13 protein-coding genes are annotated in these 14,943 nt (G+C 58.9%); all 13 read left to right on the plus strand.

Annotated features, from left to right (window positions below; translation table 11 throughout):
* Nucleotides 1–249 precede the first annotated feature (249 nt).
* The 13 genes from HNQ59_RS04655 (at nucleotide 250) to mmsB (ending at nucleotide 14,745) form a co-directional block, all read left to right on the plus strand.
* On the plus strand, nucleotides 250–2,241 hold the full coding sequence (locus HNQ59_RS04655) for an AMP-dependent synthetase/ligase (RefSeq protein WP_246490842.1): 1,992 nt from the start codon (nucleotides 250–252) through the stop codon (nucleotides 2,239–2,241).
* A complete protein-coding gene (locus HNQ59_RS04660) occupies nucleotides 2,241–3,023 on the plus strand; it encodes an ABC transporter ATP-binding protein (RefSeq protein WP_184035855.1) in 783 nt (260 codons plus the stop codon). Before HNQ59_RS04655 ends, HNQ59_RS04660 begins: the two co-directional genes overlap by 1 nt.
* 28 nt (nucleotides 3,024–3,051) lie before the next feature.
* Nucleotides 3,052–3,945, plus strand: coding sequence for a branched-chain amino acid ABC transporter permease (locus HNQ59_RS04665; protein ID WP_184035858.1), 894 nt, complete (start codon nucleotides 3,052–3,054; stop codon nucleotides 3,943–3,945).
* 11 nt (nucleotides 3,946–3,956) lie between these two features.
* On the plus strand, nucleotides 3,957–5,021 hold the full coding sequence (locus HNQ59_RS04670) for a branched-chain amino acid ABC transporter permease (RefSeq protein WP_184035861.1): 1,065 nt from the start codon (nucleotides 3,957–3,959) through the stop codon (nucleotides 5,019–5,021).
* 56 nt (nucleotides 5,022–5,077) lie between these two features.
* Nucleotides 5,078–6,397, plus strand: a complete 1,320-nt coding sequence (locus HNQ59_RS04675) for an ABC transporter substrate-binding protein (RefSeq protein ID WP_184035863.1) — start codon at nucleotides 5,078–5,080, stop codon at nucleotides 6,395–6,397.
* A gap of 27 nt (nucleotides 6,398–6,424) precedes the next feature.
* Complete coding sequence (locus tag HNQ59_RS04680) at nucleotides 6,425–7,243, plus strand: ABC transporter ATP-binding protein (protein WP_184035866.1); 819 nt, start codon at nucleotides 6,425–6,427, stop codon at nucleotides 7,241–7,243.
* Between the two features lie 12 nt (nucleotides 7,244–7,255).
* Complete coding sequence (locus HNQ59_RS04685; protein WP_184035869.1) at nucleotides 7,256–7,624, plus strand: MmcQ/YjbR family DNA-binding protein; 369 nt, start codon at nucleotides 7,256–7,258, stop codon at nucleotides 7,622–7,624.
* Nucleotides 7,621–8,856 carry a phenylacetate--CoA ligase family protein gene (locus HNQ59_RS04690; RefSeq protein ID WP_184035872.1) on the plus strand — a complete coding sequence of 412 codons (1,236 nt, stop codon included), beginning with the start codon at nucleotides 7,621–7,623 and terminating at the stop codon, nucleotides 8,854–8,856. The genes HNQ59_RS04685 and HNQ59_RS04690 overlap by 4 nt, the downstream gene beginning before the upstream one ends.
* Nucleotides 8,857–9,107: 251 nt before the next feature.
* Nucleotides 9,108–10,604, plus strand: coding sequence for a CoA-acylating methylmalonate-semialdehyde dehydrogenase (locus HNQ59_RS04695; protein WP_184035875.1), 1,497 nt, complete (start codon nucleotides 9,108–9,110; stop codon nucleotides 10,602–10,604).
* 95 nt (nucleotides 10,605–10,699) lie between these two features.
* A complete protein-coding gene (locus HNQ59_RS04700; RefSeq protein WP_184035878.1) occupies nucleotides 10,700–11,860 on the plus strand; it encodes an acyl-CoA dehydrogenase family protein in 1,161 nt (386 codons plus the stop codon).
* A 52-nt stretch (nucleotides 11,861–11,912) separates the two neighbouring features.
* Nucleotides 11,913–12,689 carry an enoyl-CoA hydratase gene (locus HNQ59_RS04705; protein ID WP_184035881.1) on the plus strand — a complete coding sequence of 259 codons (777 nt, stop codon included), beginning with the start codon at nucleotides 11,913–11,915 and terminating at the stop codon, nucleotides 12,687–12,689.
* A 9-nt stretch (nucleotides 12,690–12,698) separates the two neighbouring features.
* Entirely contained in the window at nucleotides 12,699–13,814 is a 1,116-nt protein-coding gene (locus HNQ59_RS04710; RefSeq protein WP_246490843.1) for an enoyl-CoA hydratase/isomerase family protein, read from the plus strand.
* 43 nt (nucleotides 13,815–13,857) lie between these two features.
* Nucleotides 13,858–14,745: a 3-hydroxyisobutyrate dehydrogenase gene (gene mmsB / locus HNQ59_RS04715; RefSeq protein ID WP_184035884.1), complete on the plus strand. Its 888-nt coding sequence runs from the start codon at nucleotides 13,858–13,860 to the stop codon at nucleotides 14,743–14,745.
* Nucleotides 14,746–14,943 lie beyond the last annotated feature (198 nt).

The following is a 14,943-nucleotide window of genomic DNA, read 5'->3' on the forward strand; positions in this document are numbered from 1 at the left end:
TACGTTTACGTTAACGTAATAAATGCTGAAATGCCGCGCCAGACGGCGATTGCTGCAATCAATAAAAATCACAGATATATCCACGCCCTATCATACAGAAACACGCATGTTCAGCTTGGGCTGCCAGTGTGGGACTCCAAATAAAAACTCGCTACCCACTGGCTTGCCTGCTACAACAAGTTTGATTAGGCCGCGCACTCTGGCGAGGCCGGTTGAGCTGCTTGCCAGAACAAACGGAAGGATGGAGACATGGATATGCAGCAACCAGCAGGGTTTGCGCGACCTGTATCTACCGGTCGAGCCGACACATTTCCCCGCTTACTGCTTGGGCTGGCCGCCCAACATGGCAGTCACCCCGCGATTCGTGAGAAAGACCTCGGTATCTGGCAGACCTGGACATGGGCGCAAGTAGCGCACGAGGTGCGCATACTGGCTTGCGGGCTGGCCGAGCTGGGTTTCCGACGAGGCGACCGGCTGGGGGTGATCGGGGACAACCGGCCACATCTGTATTGGTCGATGCTGGCTGCACAAGCGCTGGGCGGGGTGCCGGTGCCTTTGTATCAGGATGCCGTCGCTGATGAAATGGCCTATGTGCTGGAGGACGCAGAGATCCACATTGCGGTAGTCGAGGATCAGGAGCAGGTCGATAAACTGCTCGACATCCGTACCCGTTGCCCCAATCTGCAAGCCATTGTCTTTGATAATCCGCGCGGCATGCGCCATTACGACGACCCGATGTTGATCGGCTATGACGCATTGCGCCAACAGGGAGAGGTCAAGCACCAGCAGCAGCCTGCGTTGTTTTTGCGGGAGGTGGATCTGGGGCAGTCGGATGACATCGCCATCATGCTGTACACCTCTGGCACCACAGGGCAGCCCAAGGGCGTCTGCCACACACATTCGGCCTGTATCACCATGGCACAGGTCGATGCTGAATTCGATGGGTTGGATCGACATGATCTGGCCATGGCCTATCTCCCCATGGCATGGGTGGGGGATCACCTGTTTTCCTATGCCCAGGCGCTGGTGACGGGGTTCACCGTTCACTGCCCGGAATCCTCCGAAACCGTCATGAGCGATATGCGAGAGGTGGGGCCGACCTATTTCTTTGCGCCACCACGCATCTACGAGAGCATCTTGACGCAGGTATCGATCCGCATGGATGACGCCAGCTGGCTCAAGCGTAAGTTGTTTGAATACTTCATGGCCAAGGCGAAAACCATCGGCCCGGCGTTGCTGGATCGTCAGGCGCTGCCGTGGCAGCAGCGCCTGACCTATTGGATGGGTGATCTGCTGGTGTTTGCACCGCTGAAAAATGTATTGGGTTTGAGCCGGGTCAAGGTGGCCTATACCGGCGGCGAGGCAATTGGCCCGGATCTGTTCGATTTCTACCGCTCGTTGGGCATCAACCTGAAACAATTGTATGGTATGACCGAAACGTTTGTGTCGGTGTGTATGCACCCGAATGGCGGTGTGAAGCTGGGCACGGTCGGCAAGCCGATGCGGGGGGTGGAGATCCGCCTGGATGACTCGGGGGAGATCATGGTGAAAAGCCCTGGCCTGCTGAAAGAGTATTTCAAGCGGCCAGATGCAACGGCGGAAGCCTTCACGCACGATGGCTTTTTCCATACCGGCGATGCAGGTTTCTTTGATGAGGAAGGCCATCTGCGCATCATCGACCGGGCCAAGGACGTGGGCAGGATGAATGATGGCACATTGTTTGCGCCCAAATTCATCGAGAACAAGCTGAAATTCTTTCCTTATATCAAAGAGGCCGTGGCGTTCGGTGACCGGCGCGATGAGGCTACCGCCTTCATCAACATCGACATGCAGGCGGTGGGAAACTGGGCGGAGCGCCATAATCTGCCGTACTCAGGCTATACCGATCTCGCCGGGCAGGTGCCGGTGTATGAGCTGATCCGTGAATGTGTCAAGAAGGTCAATGAGGACTTGGCTCAGGATGCCAAATTAGGTGGCTCGCAGATCAAACGTTTCCTGATCCTGCACAAAGAGCTGGATGCCGATGATGGCGAGCTGACCCGTACCCGCAAGGTGCGCCGACGTTTCATCGCGGAGAAATATCAGGTGCTGATCGATGCTCTTTACGATGGCAGTGATCATTGTGAAGTGGAGAGCCAGGTCCGGTTCGAGGATGGGCGGACAGGCACGATCCGCGCGGATCTGAAAATCTGGGAAGTGCGTACCTTTGCTGTCATTGGCGCTCGTCAGGAGGCTGCGTAATGGGGCAGGCTATCGGTGATGTTTTGTTGAAAGTGGACAATATTTCTTTGTCGTTCGGCGGCGTCAAGGCGCTGACCAATATCAGCCTGGATGTGCGGGCACATGAAATTCTGTCGATCATCGGCCCCAATGGCGCGGGCAAGAGCTCGATGTTGAATGTGATCAATGGCGTCTATCACCCGCAGCAGGGCAGCATCACCTACAAAGGCAAGACCCGTGCGCTGATGAGGCCCCACGAGGCGGCCAGACAGGGCATTGCCCGTACCTTCCAGAACATTGCCCTGTTCAAGGGCATGAGTGTGCTCGACAACATCATGACTGGTCGGAATCTGAAGATGCGCAGCAGCTTTCTGAGCCAGGCTTTGTACTGGGGCTCGGCCCAGCGTGAGGAAATTGCACATCGGTTGAAGGTCGAGGAGATCATCGATTTTCTGGAGATCCAGCCGATCCGTAAGACACCGGTCGGGCGGTTGCCCTATGGCCTGCAAAAGCGGGTCGAGCTGGGGCGGGCGTTGGCAGCAGAGCCGGAGATGCTGCTGCTGGACGAGCCGATGGCAGGCATGAATGTCGAAGAAAAGCAGGACATGTGCCGTTTCATTTTGGACGTGAATGATGAATTCGGCACCACCATCGTGTTGATCGAGCACGACATGGGGGTGGTAATGGACATCTCGCACCGGGTGGTGGTGCTGGATTATGGCAAGAAGATCGGCGATGGCCCGCCGGACAAGGTACGCAACGATCCCGCCGTGATTGCGGCTTATCTGGGCACCACACACTGATTGCCCATCACGGGCAGGGAGGGGAACCATGCAGTTCTTCTTTGAAGTCTTGATTGGTGGTCTGCTGTCTGGCGTGATGTATTCGCTGGTCGCGATCGGCTTTGTGTTGATCTACAAAGCATCGGGCGTATTCAATTTCGCACAGGGCGCGATGGTGCTGTTCGCCGCCTTGACCTTTGTCAGCATTCTGGCCAAGGGCGTGCCGTTCTGGCTGGCGCTGCTGCTGACCTTGGCGGTGATGGTGATGCTGGGGTTGGCGATCGAGCGCGTGGTGTTACGCAAGCTGGTCAATCAGCCCCCGATTTCATTGTTCATGGCCACCATCGGTCTGAGTTTCTTTCTGGAAGGGTTTGGGCAGGCACTGTGGGGAACCGAGGTGCATGGCCTGGATCTGGGGATCACCGACGAACCGGTTGGCTGGCTGTTGGATGATTACAACCTGTCCATTTCCAAATTCGATCTGTTTGCCGCCGGCACGGCTGGCGTGTTGGTGACTGCCCTGGCGTTGTTTTTCAACCGCACCCGCATTGGTCGCGCTTTGCGGGCCGTGGCGGATGATCATCAGGCGGCTTTGTCGATCGGTATCCCTTTGCAGCATGTCTGGGCCATTGTCTGGAGTGTGGCCGGGCTGGTGGCACTGGTGGCGGGGCTGCTGTGGGGGTCGCGGCTGGGTGTGCAGTTTGCGTTGACACTGGTGGTGCTGAAAGCGTTGCCCGTGCTGATTCTAGGTGGGTTTGAATCCATCCCCGGTGCCATTGTCGGTGGCTTGATCGTCGGCGCGGGTGAAAAGCTGGCCGAGGTGTATATCGGCCCCTTTATCGGCGGGGGTATCGAAAACTGGTTCCCTTATGTGTTGGCGCTGGCTTTCCTGCTGGTGCGGCCTGAAGGGTTGTTTGGCGAGCGGCATATCGAACGGGTTTGAGGAGCAAGCACATGATCTATCGTGAGGCCGGACAATTCAAAACCAGCTATCAGGCTGATTCTGCCATCTTTCCTATCGTGCAGGATCGTTACGCGTTGTGGTGCGTGATGTTGGTGGCATTCATTGCCGTGCCGCTGTGGGCCAGTGAGTATCTGATCGGCTCGATATTGATTCCCTTCCTGATTTTGAGCCTGGCGGCCTTGGGCTTGAATATCCTGACCGGCTACGCTGGGTTGCTGTCGCTGGGTTCGGCGGCATTCATGGCGGTGGGCGCGTTTGCGGCCTACAACTTCATGCTGCGGGTGCCGGGCATGCCGCTGTTGGCGGCTTTCATGTTGGCCGGACTGGTGGCGGCCTTGGTTGGGATGGTATTCGGACTGCCCAGCCTGCGTATCAAGGGGTTTTACCTGGCGGTGGCAACGCTGGCGGCACAGTTCTTCATCGAGTGGGCGTTGACCAAATTCGGCTGGTTTTCCAATTACAGCTCATCGGGTGTGATTTCCGCGCCCAAAATGCAGGTGTTCGGTATGCCGATCGAGACGCCGCAGATGCGCTATCTGTTGACGCTGACGGTGGTGGTGGTGCTGACCGTGGCCGCCAAGAACATGATCCGAGCCAGCACAGGTCGTGCCTGGATGGCGGTGCGGGATATGGATGTGGCCGCCGAGGTGATCGGCATCCCTATTCTGCGTACCAAGCTGCTGGCCTTTGCGGTCAGCTCGTTCTACTGCGGGGTGGCTGGGGCATTGTGGGCCTTTGTGTTTCTCGGCACGGTCGAACCGCAGGCATTCGACCTGCGGCGCAGCTTCGAGATTCTGTTCATGATCATCATCGGTGGCATGGGAACGGTGCTGGGTAGCTTTCTGGGGGCTGCGTTCATTGTGCTGCTGCCGATTCTGTTGAATGTGATGGCGGGCTGGCTGCATGGTGCGGTCAGCAGCCAGTTGCTGTCCAATATTGAATACATGGTGTTCGGTGCGTTGATCATGGCCTTTCTGATCGTCGAGCCGCTGGGCCTGGCCCAGCTATGGCGTATTGCCAAGGAAAAGCTGCGGCTGTGGCCGTTTCCGCATTGAGCCTGTTGCCGCATCCAGGCAAGGATTCTGCATTGCAAAACAGAAAGGGGTAGACCATGATCAGACGGCGCATCATCACCTTGGTCAGCTGTAGCATGGCGTGGCTGGCGGGTGCATCCTGGGCTGCGGGCGAGCAATTCATCCCAATGCCGAGCTACCGTATCGGCCCTTATGCGGCGGGCGGCACGGGTGTGTATGGGGGCTTCATCGATTACCTCAACTACATCAACCTCAAAGAAGGGGGCGTCGGCGGGGTGAAGCTGACCTATGAGGAATGCGAGACAGAATACAAGGTGGATCGGGGTGTGGAGTGCTATGACCGCCTGAAAGGCAAAGGGCCGACCGGGGCATCGATGTTCAACTTCCTCTCCACCGGCATCACCTATGCCGTGCTGGAGCGCGCTGCGCAGGACAAGATCCCGATTGTGTCGATTGGCTATGGTCGTACCGATGCTTCCGATGGCCGGGTCTTTCCATGGGTATTTCCATTGCTGACCAATTACTGGAGCCAGAGCACCACCAAGATCAAGTTCATCGGCCAGCGCGAAGGGGGCATGGATAAGCTCAAGGGCAAAAAAATCGCCAACCTCTACCATGGCTCGGCCTATGGCAAGGAAACCATCCCAGTGCTGGAGGCTCAGGCCAAGAAATATGGCTTCGAGCTGATCAATATCGAGGTGCCCGCGCCAGGCAATGAGCAGCAGTCGCAATGGTTGCAGATCCGCCAGTTGAAGCCGGACTGGGTGATCTTGCGTGGCTGGGGGGTGATGAGTGCGGCGGCCATCAAGGCGGCAGCCAAGGTTGGCTTCCCAAGAGACAAAATGGTCGGTGTATGGTGGGCCGGGGCTGAGGATGACGTGGTGCCTGCCGGTGGGGTGGCCAAAGGCTATATCGCTGCTGCCTTTGCGCCCTCTGGCGCTAACTACCCGGTGGTGCAGGATATCAAGCGGGTGGTCTACGAAGCCGGGAAGGGCAATATGCAGGACTCAAACCGGGTGGGCCACGCCAACTACAACCGGGGCGTGGTGCACGGTATCTTGAATGTGGAGGCGATCCGCGTGGCGCAAACCAAATTTGGCAAAAAGCCATTGACGGGTGAGCAGGTGCGCTGGGGGCTCGAACACCTCAAGATCGACGACAAGCGCTTGAAAGAGCTGGGTGCGGTCGGCCTGGTGCCGCCGCTCGCCACCAGCTGCTTGGATCACGAAGGGGCGGGCATGGTGCGTTTCCAGCAATGGGATGGCACCAGATGGATTCCGATCACTGATTGGATCGCGTCGGACAAAGCCTTGGTACGACCCATGATCGAAGCTTCCGCAGCGGCATATGCCAAGGAGAAGGGCATCACTCCAAGGGATTGCAGCAAGGAAAATTGACCTCGATCGACCAGCCTGGAGCCAGCCATGGGCATTGCAGAAAACCCGTATCTGTTGTCGGTGAACAACATCGAAGTGATCTACAACCATGTGATCCTGGTATTGAAGGGGGTGTCGTTCGATGTGCACGAGGGCTCGATCGTGGCGCTGCTGGGGGCCAATGGCGCCGGCAAGACCACCACGCTGAAGGCGATCAGCAATCTGCTGAAGGCCGAGCGGGGCGAGGTCACCAAGGGCAGCATCGAGTTCAAGGGCGAGCGGGTCGATGTGATGACCCCGGCGCAGCTGGTCGGGCGGGGGGTGATCCAGGTGATGGAAGGACGGCATTGCTTTCCACACCTGACGGTGGAGGAAAACCTGCTGACCGGTGCCTATACCAACAAGGCGGGCAGGGCGGCGATCGCACAGGATCTGGACAAGGTGTACGCCTACTTTCCACGCCTTAAGGAGCGCCGTAAAAGCCTGGCGGGTTACACCTCGGGTGGCGAGCAGCAGATGACGGCGATAGGCCGTGCCCTGATGGCCCGCCCCCGGATGATACTGCTGGACGAGCCATCGATGGGGCTGGCGCCCCAGATCGTGGAGGAGATCTTCGGCATCGTCAAAGATCTCAATCAACGTGAACGGGTTTCCTTTCTGCTGGCCGAGCAGAACACCATGGTTGCGTTGCGTTACGCGCATTACGGCTACATTCTCGAAAATGGCCGGGTGGTGATGGATGGCGACGCTGCCGCCTTGGCCGCCAATGAAGATGTGAAGGAGTTCTACCTGGGCTTGGCCGGAGAGGGCCGTAAGAGCTTCAAGGATGTCAAACACTATCGCCGCCGCAAACGGTGGCTGGCTTGAACGAGACACACCATGAATTTTGCAGACATGCAGTCGTTGTGCCAAACCCTGCCGGGCAGTGAGCGGGATGTGAAGTGGGGAGACGCCGAGTGCCATTGCGTCGCAGGTAAGATGTACGCCATCTTTGGGTTGGAGCATACCCCACCACGTCGGCTGTCGATCAAGGTCGATGCCGAGCGTTTCCTGGAGCTGACCGATCAGCCGGGGATCGAGCCAGCACCTTATCTGGCACGTTATCACTGGGTGATGTTGACGACAGACTGCCCATTACCTGGCGATGCCATCGCTACGCTGATCCGTGAATCACACCGCCTGATCGTGGCCAAGCTGCCGGCAAAACAGCGTCGCTTGTTGACCCAGGCTGTGTCGGAGGGTGCATGACCGAGCATTTCGACAGCCTGGAAACCAGAACACCGGCCACGCGTGACCAAGCCGTGTTTACTCAGCTACCCAGCTATATCGAGCACGCCATCAAACATACCAGCCACTATCGTGAGCATTTCAAAGGCGTCGACCCCGAGGCGATCCGCAGCCGTGATGCCCTCGCCAGCTTGCCATTGACCCGGAAGGCCGATCTGATTGGCCTGCAGCAGGCCCAGCCTCCGCTGGGGGGATTGGCGGCGGCGCAGCTGTCCGCCATGGTGCGCTTGTTCCAGTCGCCCGGGCCGATCTATGAGCCCCAAGGCGAAGTGGGTGACCATTGGCGGATGGCGCGTGCGTTATTCGCTGCAGGGGTGCGCGCCGGTGAATTGGTGCATGTCGGCTTCAGCTACCACCTGACGCCCGGTGGTTGGATGGCGGATGCAGCAGCCCGGGCCTTGGGTTGCGCTGTCTTTCCGGCGGGGACGGGTAACACCGAGCTGCAATTGGCCGCCATGCAGCAACTGCAGCCGACGGCATATTGCGGCACGCCTTCGCTGCTCAAGATTCTGATCGACAAGGCTATAGCGCTGAAGCAGAAACGCTTGAGCGTGCGCCATGCGCTGGTTTCTGGTGAAGCCTGCCCAGCGGGGCTCAAGGCTTGGTTTGCCGAACATGGCGTGGCGGTATTCGAATGCTATGCCACCGCCGAGTTGGGCCTGATCGCCTACGAAACCATTGCTCGGGAGGGGCTGGTGGTGGATGAAGGCGTGTTACTGGAGCTGGTGGACCCGCATACCGGGCAGCCTGTTCCGCCAGGGGAGACCGGCGAAGTCGCAGTGACCCTGTTCAACCCGGTGTATCCGCTGATCCGCTTCGCGACCGGCGATCTGTCCGCCTCCTTGCCAGGGGTGTCGCCATGTGGTCGGACCAATATGCGCATCAAGGGCTGGCTGGGTCGGGCTGATCAGACAGTCAAGGTGCGGGGTATGTTTGTCTACCCGCAGCAGGTTGCGCAGGTGGTGGCGCGTCATCAGGAGATCACACGGGCGCGACTGGTGGTGCTGCGCCATCAGCATCTCGATGAGCTGTCCATCCACTGTGAAACCATCTACCCCAGTGATGAGCTGGCCCAGCGTGTGACCAACTCAGTGCGCGACGTGTGCAAATTGCGGGCGGATGTTGTGTTCAGCCAGCCTGGTGCACTTCCAGATGATGGCCGACTGATCGACGATCAGCGCCATCTGCATTGAGGTGATCAGAGACTGGGTAATGGATGCTTAGGGCCATGCCTTGTGGCAGGGCCAGTATGAAGCTCACGGCCCAGGGCTTTCCAGGCCTGCTGGCAAATGGCATCCACCGAGGTCAAATCCGAGAGGCGCTGTCGATTCCCAACATATGGGCCTGGCCACCGATAGGCACAATCACAGACCGCCTTGTTCACAAGATGGGGCGGTCATCATCAGGAAGCCCCAACGAGGCTTCACCAGAAGGAGAAGGATGTATGAGTACCCCCACCGTCAAACTGCTGATCAATGGCGAGTTTGTGGAATCCCGCACTACGCATTGGAAAGAAGTGATCAATCCGGCCACACAGGAAGTGTTGGCCCGCGTGCCTTTTGCCACGCCAGATGAGATCCAGGCAGCCGTGGCCGCCGCCAAGGCAGCGTTTCAGTCCTGGCGCAAGACCCCAATCGGCGCGCGTGCGCGGGTCTTTCTGAAGCTACAGCAACTGATCCGCGACAATATGGCCGACTTGGCTGCCACACTGACCGCCGAACAGGGCAAGACCCTGGCCGATGCTGAAGGCGATGTATTCCGTGGGCTGGAGGTGGTCGAGCATGCGGCCAATATCGGTTCACTGCAGATGGGGGAGTTCGTCGAAAACGTCGGCAGCGGCATCGACACCTACACCGTATTGCAGCCACTGGGCGTGTGTGCGGGCATCACGCCCTTCAACTTCCCGGCGATGATCCCGCTGTGGATGTTCCCGATGGCCATCGTTACCGGTAATACCTTCATCCTCAAGCCCTCAGAGCAAGACCCGCTGGTGACCATGAAGCTGGTCAAGCTGGCGCTGGACGCGGGTATTCCGCCAGGGGTGCTGAATGTGATCCATGGTGGCGAAGAGGCGGTGAACGCCCTTTGCGACCATCCTGACATCAAGGCGATCAGCTTTGTCGGCTCGACCAGAGTCGGCACCCATGTCTATCAACGTGCATCGCTCAATGGCAAGCGCGCGCAGTGCATGATGGGCGCCAAGAACCACGCCATCGTGCTGCCCGATGCCAACAAAGAGCAGACCTTGAATGCGCTGGTCGGCGCCTCGTTTGGTGCAGCTGGGCAGCGTTGCATGGCGATTTCGGTCGCAGTATTGGTGGGCGAGGCCAATGACTGGATTCCCGAGCTGGTTGCCAAGGCCAAGACCCTCAAGGTTGGGGCCGGGCGCGACAACCCTGATCTTGGCCCATTGATCTCCTGCGCGGCCAAAGACCGGGTGACGACTTTGATCGAAAAAGGCATGGAACAGGGTGCCCGGCTGGAGCTGGATGGGCGCCAGGTGAGCGTGGCTGGCTATGAGCAGGGCAATTTCGTCGGCCCGACCATCTTCAGCAGCGTCAAGCCGGGCATGGACATCTATGACCAGGAGATCTTCGGGCCGGTGTTGTGCATCGTCTCGGTCAATACACTTGATGAAGCCATCGAATTCATCAATGCCAACCTCAATGGCAATGGCACCGCCATCTTTACCCAGAGCGGCGCGGCGGCGCGACGCTTCCAGCAGGACATCGAAGTCGGTCAGGTCGGTGTGAATGTGCCGATTCCCGTTCCCGTGCCGCTGTTCAGTTTTACCGGCTCACGCGCCTCCAAGCTGGGTGACCTGGGGCCATATGGTAAGCAGGTGGTGCTGTTTTACACGCAGACCAAGACCATCACCGAGCGCTGGTTTGATGATGCGGTGACCGTGGGCAAGGTGAATACCACCATTTCCCTGCACTGATCGGTGCTGCCAGGGCGGGTATCGGCAAGATGGCCTGCCTTGGCCTGGGCAGCGGTTGTGCTGCGGCAATGTGACAACATGAATTGGCAGATCTGATGGATTTTGAACTGAATGACGACCAGCTCGCGTTCCAGCGTACGGCGCGCGAGTTTGCAATGCATGAAATGGCGCCCCACGCTGCACGGTGGGATGAGGAGTGCATCTTCCCGAAAGATGCCATCGCCAAAGCGGGCGAGCTGGGTTTCTGCGGGCTGTATACACCGGAGTCCGCCGGCGGGTTGGGGCTGTCGCGCCTGGATGCGGCCATTGTATTTGAAGAGCTGGCTGCGGGGTGTACCTCCACGGCGGCTTTCATCACCATCCACAATATGGCGACCTGGATGATCGCCACCTGGGGCACGCCTGAGGTGGTAGCTCAATGGTGCCCCGAGCTGACACTGGGCCGCAAGCTGGCTTCGTATTGCCTCACCGAGCCTGGTGCGGGATCGGATGCCGCCAGCCTGAAGACCAGCGCACGGCGCGAGGGTGGGCACTATCTGCTGAATGGTGCCAAGGCTTTCATTTCCGGGGCGGGCGACACCGATGTGCTGGTGGTGATGGCACGTACGGGCGAGCCTGGTGCCAAGGGCATTTCAGCCTTTGCCGTGCCGGCGGATCTGCCGGGCATCAGCTATGGCAAGAAAGAGCGCAAGATGGGCTGGAACAGCCAGCCGACCCGTGTGATCAGCTTCGACAATGTGCAGGTGCCACTGGCAAACCGGTTGGGCGAAGAGGGGGAAGGCTTCCGAATGGCGATGAAAGGTATCGACGGCGGGCGCATCAATATTGGAACATGCTCGGTGGGTACGGCGCAGGCCGCCATCAATGCGGCACAGGCATATATGCAGGCGCGCAGCCAGTTCGGCAGGACGCTGGCCGAGTTCCAGGCGCTGCAATTCAAGCTGGCGGATATGGTGACCGAGCTGGTGGCGGCCAGGCAGATGATCCGGCTGGCTGCCTGCAAGCTGGATGCGGGTGCGCATCATGCCACCAGCTATTGCGCGATGGCCAAGCGTTTTGCCACCGATGCCGCATTCAAGATCTGTGTCGATGCACAACAGATCTTCGGGGGGTATGGCTATATCAAGGAATATCCTTTGGAGCGCTACGTCCGCGATTGTCGGGTGCACCAGATCCTGGAGGGCACCAACGAAATCATGCGGGTGATCATCAGCCGCGAAGCGCTGAAGACTGATGCGCTGGAAGGCTTGCGCTGACCTTGTGCCACATCATCAACTTTTTGAATTGTCGATAAGACGAGAGGTAACCATGACATCACTTCTGACCCTGGAAAAGCACGGACACACAGCGTTGTTGACCATGAACAACCCGCCTGCCAACACTTGGAATATCGAGAGCCTGACAGCGCTGAAGCGGATGGTGCAGGAGCTGAATACCGACCCGGACATCTATGCGCTGGTGCTGACCGGGCAAGGGGAGAAATTCTTTTCCGCAGGGGCGGATCTGAATCTGTTCGCGGGTGGCGACATGGCGATTGCGCGGGATATGGCGCGCGTGTTCGGTGAAGGGTTTGAGACGCTGGCACAGTTCCGAGGGGTATCGATCGCGGCCATCAATGGTTATGCCATGGGCGGTGGGTTGGAGGTTGCGTTGGCCTGCGATATCCGGATCGCGGAGGAGCAAGCGGTGATGGCTCTGCCCGAAGCGACGGTCGGGCTGTTGCCCTGCGCAGGCGGTACACAGAACCTGTCCTGGCTGGTGGGAGAAGGCTGGGCCAAGCGCATGATCCTATGCGGCGAGCGCATCGGTGCCGATCAGGCCCTGAAGATCGGTCTGATCGAGGAAATCGCGCCGACGGGTGGCGCAAAAGCAGCGGCCTTGGCACTGGCAAACAAGGTGGCCAATCAAAGCCCGACTTCGGTGGCCAAGTGCAAACAGTTGATTCAGCAGGCCCGCTTTCAACCCATGTTCCATGCCTTGCCAGCCGAACGTGAGGCATTTGCCGATCTGTTCCACACCGAAGACCAGAAAGAGGGCGTTAATGCCTTCCTGCAAAAACGTAAACCTGAATGGAAGAACCGCTGAGTGAGCGAGATGATGACCGAACCCGTGTTGTTCGAGGTGTGGCCGGCCCGGCAAGGCAAAGCGGTGGCCGTGGCCACGTTGAATGTCGAGAAATCGCTGAATGCGCTGAGCCTGGAGATGATCGAGCTGCTCAGTGAGCAGCTTGATGCCTGGGAGGAGGACGACAGCATTGCCATGGTGGTGTTGCAAGGTGCTGGTGAGCAGGCGTTTTGCGCGGGTGGGGACATCGTCAAGCTCTACCAATCGATGGTCGAACATGGGCACGAGCGCAATCCCTATGCCGAGTCCTTTTTCGAGCAGGAGTACCGACTGGATTACCTGATCCATACCTATACCAAGCCAGTGCTGTGCTGGGGGCATGGCATCGTGATGGGGGGCGGGGTGGGCCTGATGGCTGGGGCATCGCATCGCGTGGTGACCGAAAAGTCACGCATTGCCATGCCCGAGATCACCATTGGCTTGTACCCAGATGTCGGCGGGTCGTGGTTTCTCAATCGCATGCCAGGGCGGGTGGGCCTGTATCTGGGCCTCACCGGCGCGCATCTGAATGCGGCGGACGCTTTGTTCGTGAAGCTGGCTGATTACTGTGTCAGCAGTCAGAAAAAGGCCGATGTGATGGCTGCACTGTGCGAGGTGCCCTGGAGTGAGGACTATCGGCACAACCATCAGCAACTGTCACAGCTGCTGCGCGCCCATCGCCATGTGGACGCCCTGCCGGAATCGCCGGTGCGTCGTCATCTCGATTTCATCAATCAGGTCACTGATGCCGATAGTGTCGAAGAGATCGCCACTGCACTCGTCGCGCATGCCGGTGAGGATGCCTGGATCCAGCGTGGCATCAACACCTTCCAAAAAGGCTCGCCCACCTCGGCCAAGCTGATCTACGACATCTATCGGCATGCTGCTCATATGTCGTTGGAGGAAGCGTTTGCCATGGAGCTGGGCCTGTCGGTGCAATGCTGTCTGCACCATGACTTCCGCGAAGGCGTGCGCGCATTGCTGATCGACCGGGACAACCGGCCTGCCTGGTCACCCGCAACGCTGGATGCCGTCACCGAGGCTCATATCGACGGACACTATCTGCCGCCGTGGGGCAGTGCCGAACACCCTTTTGCGGATTGGTGACCTCATCCATACCATAAAAATACCCCATCAAGAGGACAACATCATGCAAACCATTGCGTTTATCGGCTTGGGCCATATGGGCGGCCCGATGGCGCTCAATCTGTTGAAAGCAGGCTTCTCGTTGCAGGTCTTTGACCTGATGCCTGCCTCGCTGGCTGCTGCGCAAGCCGCTGGGGCACGGGTGACGGCATCGGCCATGGAGGCGGTGCAAGGGGCGGATATCGTGATCACCATGCTGCCTGCCAGCCAGCACGTCGAATCCCTGTATCTGGGGGACGGCGCATTGCTGGGTGCCGTGCCCGCAGGCGCATTGTTGATCGATTGCTCCACCATTGCCACGCAGACGGCACAGCGCGTGGCCAAGGCCGCCGAGGCCAGAGGGCTGGAGATGATCGATGCGCCAGTCTCCGGTGGCACCGCAGGGGCGGCGGCTGGCACGTTGACCTTCATCGTGGGTGGTTCGGCCACGGCTCTGGAGCGTGCTCGCCCGGTGTTGGAGAAAATGGGCAGGAATATTTTCCACGCTGGCGAACATGGGGCAGGGCAAACTGCCAAGATCTGCAACAACATGCTGCTTGCCATTCACATGATCGGCACCGCAGAAGCATTGAATCTGGGTGTCTCCTTGGGGCTGGACCCGAAAGTGTTGTCTGACATCATCCAGAAAAGCTCTGGGCGGAACTGGAGCACAGAGGTCTATAACCCTTGGCCCGGCGTCATGGATGGCGTCCCTGCCAGTCGCGGCTATGAAGGTGGGTTTGGTGCTGATCTGATGCTGAAGGATCTGGGCTTGGCCATGGAAGCTGCCCTGCAGGGCAAAGCTGCCACCCCATTGGGCGCGGCGGCTCGGAGTCTCTACCATCTGCACAGCCTGGCTGGTCAGGGTGGGCTGGATTTCTCCAGCATTCTCAATCTGTTACAAAAGCACTGATCACTTCTCACGCACCACCCGTTTGGCGGGCAGCGGGCATCCCGGATGCCAGCCTGCAGGCGGGTGGGCGCGCAATCGATACGGGATTCTGATTCCGCTATCAATCAACTGTGAGCCTGTCGGTTTGAAGGCAAGCCAAGCCGTTCCTATATCTGATCAGCGCATTGTGGCAAATGGTCGTCCGGCCCATTTGCAAGA

The sequence above is a fragment of the Chitinivorax tropicus genome, assembly GCF_014202905.1.
Lineage (GTDB): Bacteria > Pseudomonadota > Gammaproteobacteria > Burkholderiales > SCOH01 > Chitinivorax > Chitinivorax tropicus.

Coding starts and splice junctions, on each gene's coding strand:
- HNQ59_RS04700 (WP_184035878.1), top strand. CDS start 10,700: ATGGATTTTGAACTGAATGACGACCAGCTCGCGTTCCAGCGTACGGCG.
- HNQ59_RS04660 (WP_184035855.1), top strand. CDS start 2,241: ATGGGGCAGGCTATCGGTGATGTTTTGTTGAAAGTGGACAATATTTCT.
- HNQ59_RS04675 (WP_184035863.1), top strand. CDS start 5,078: ATGATCAGACGGCGCATCATCACCTTGGTCAGCTGTAGCATGGCGTGG.
- HNQ59_RS04670 (WP_184035861.1), top strand. CDS start 3,957: ATGATCTATCGTGAGGCCGGACAATTCAAAACCAGCTATCAGGCTGAT.
- HNQ59_RS04655 (WP_246490842.1), top strand. CDS start 250: ATGGATATGCAGCAACCAGCAGGGTTTGCGCGACCTGTATCTACCGGT.
- HNQ59_RS04685 (WP_184035869.1), top strand. CDS start 7,256: ATGAATTTTGCAGACATGCAGTCGTTGTGCCAAACCCTGCCGGGCAGT.
- HNQ59_RS04695 (WP_184035875.1), top strand. CDS start 9,108: ATGAGTACCCCCACCGTCAAACTGCTGATCAATGGCGAGTTTGTGGAA.
- mmsB (WP_184035884.1), top strand. CDS start 13,858: ATGCAAACCATTGCGTTTATCGGCTTGGGCCATATGGGCGGCCCGATG.
- HNQ59_RS04705 (WP_184035881.1), top strand. CDS start 11,913: ATGACATCACTTCTGACCCTGGAAAAGCACGGACACACAGCGTTGTTG.
- HNQ59_RS04710 (WP_246490843.1), top strand. CDS start 12,699: ATGATGACCGAACCCGTGTTGTTCGAGGTGTGGCCGGCCCGGCAAGGC.
- HNQ59_RS04690 (WP_184035872.1), top strand. CDS start 7,621: ATGACCGAGCATTTCGACAGCCTGGAAACCAGAACACCGGCCACGCGT.
- HNQ59_RS04665 (WP_184035858.1), top strand. CDS start 3,052: ATGCAGTTCTTCTTTGAAGTCTTGATTGGTGGTCTGCTGTCTGGCGTG.
- HNQ59_RS04680 (WP_184035866.1), top strand. CDS start 6,425: ATGGGCATTGCAGAAAACCCGTATCTGTTGTCGGTGAACAACATCGAA.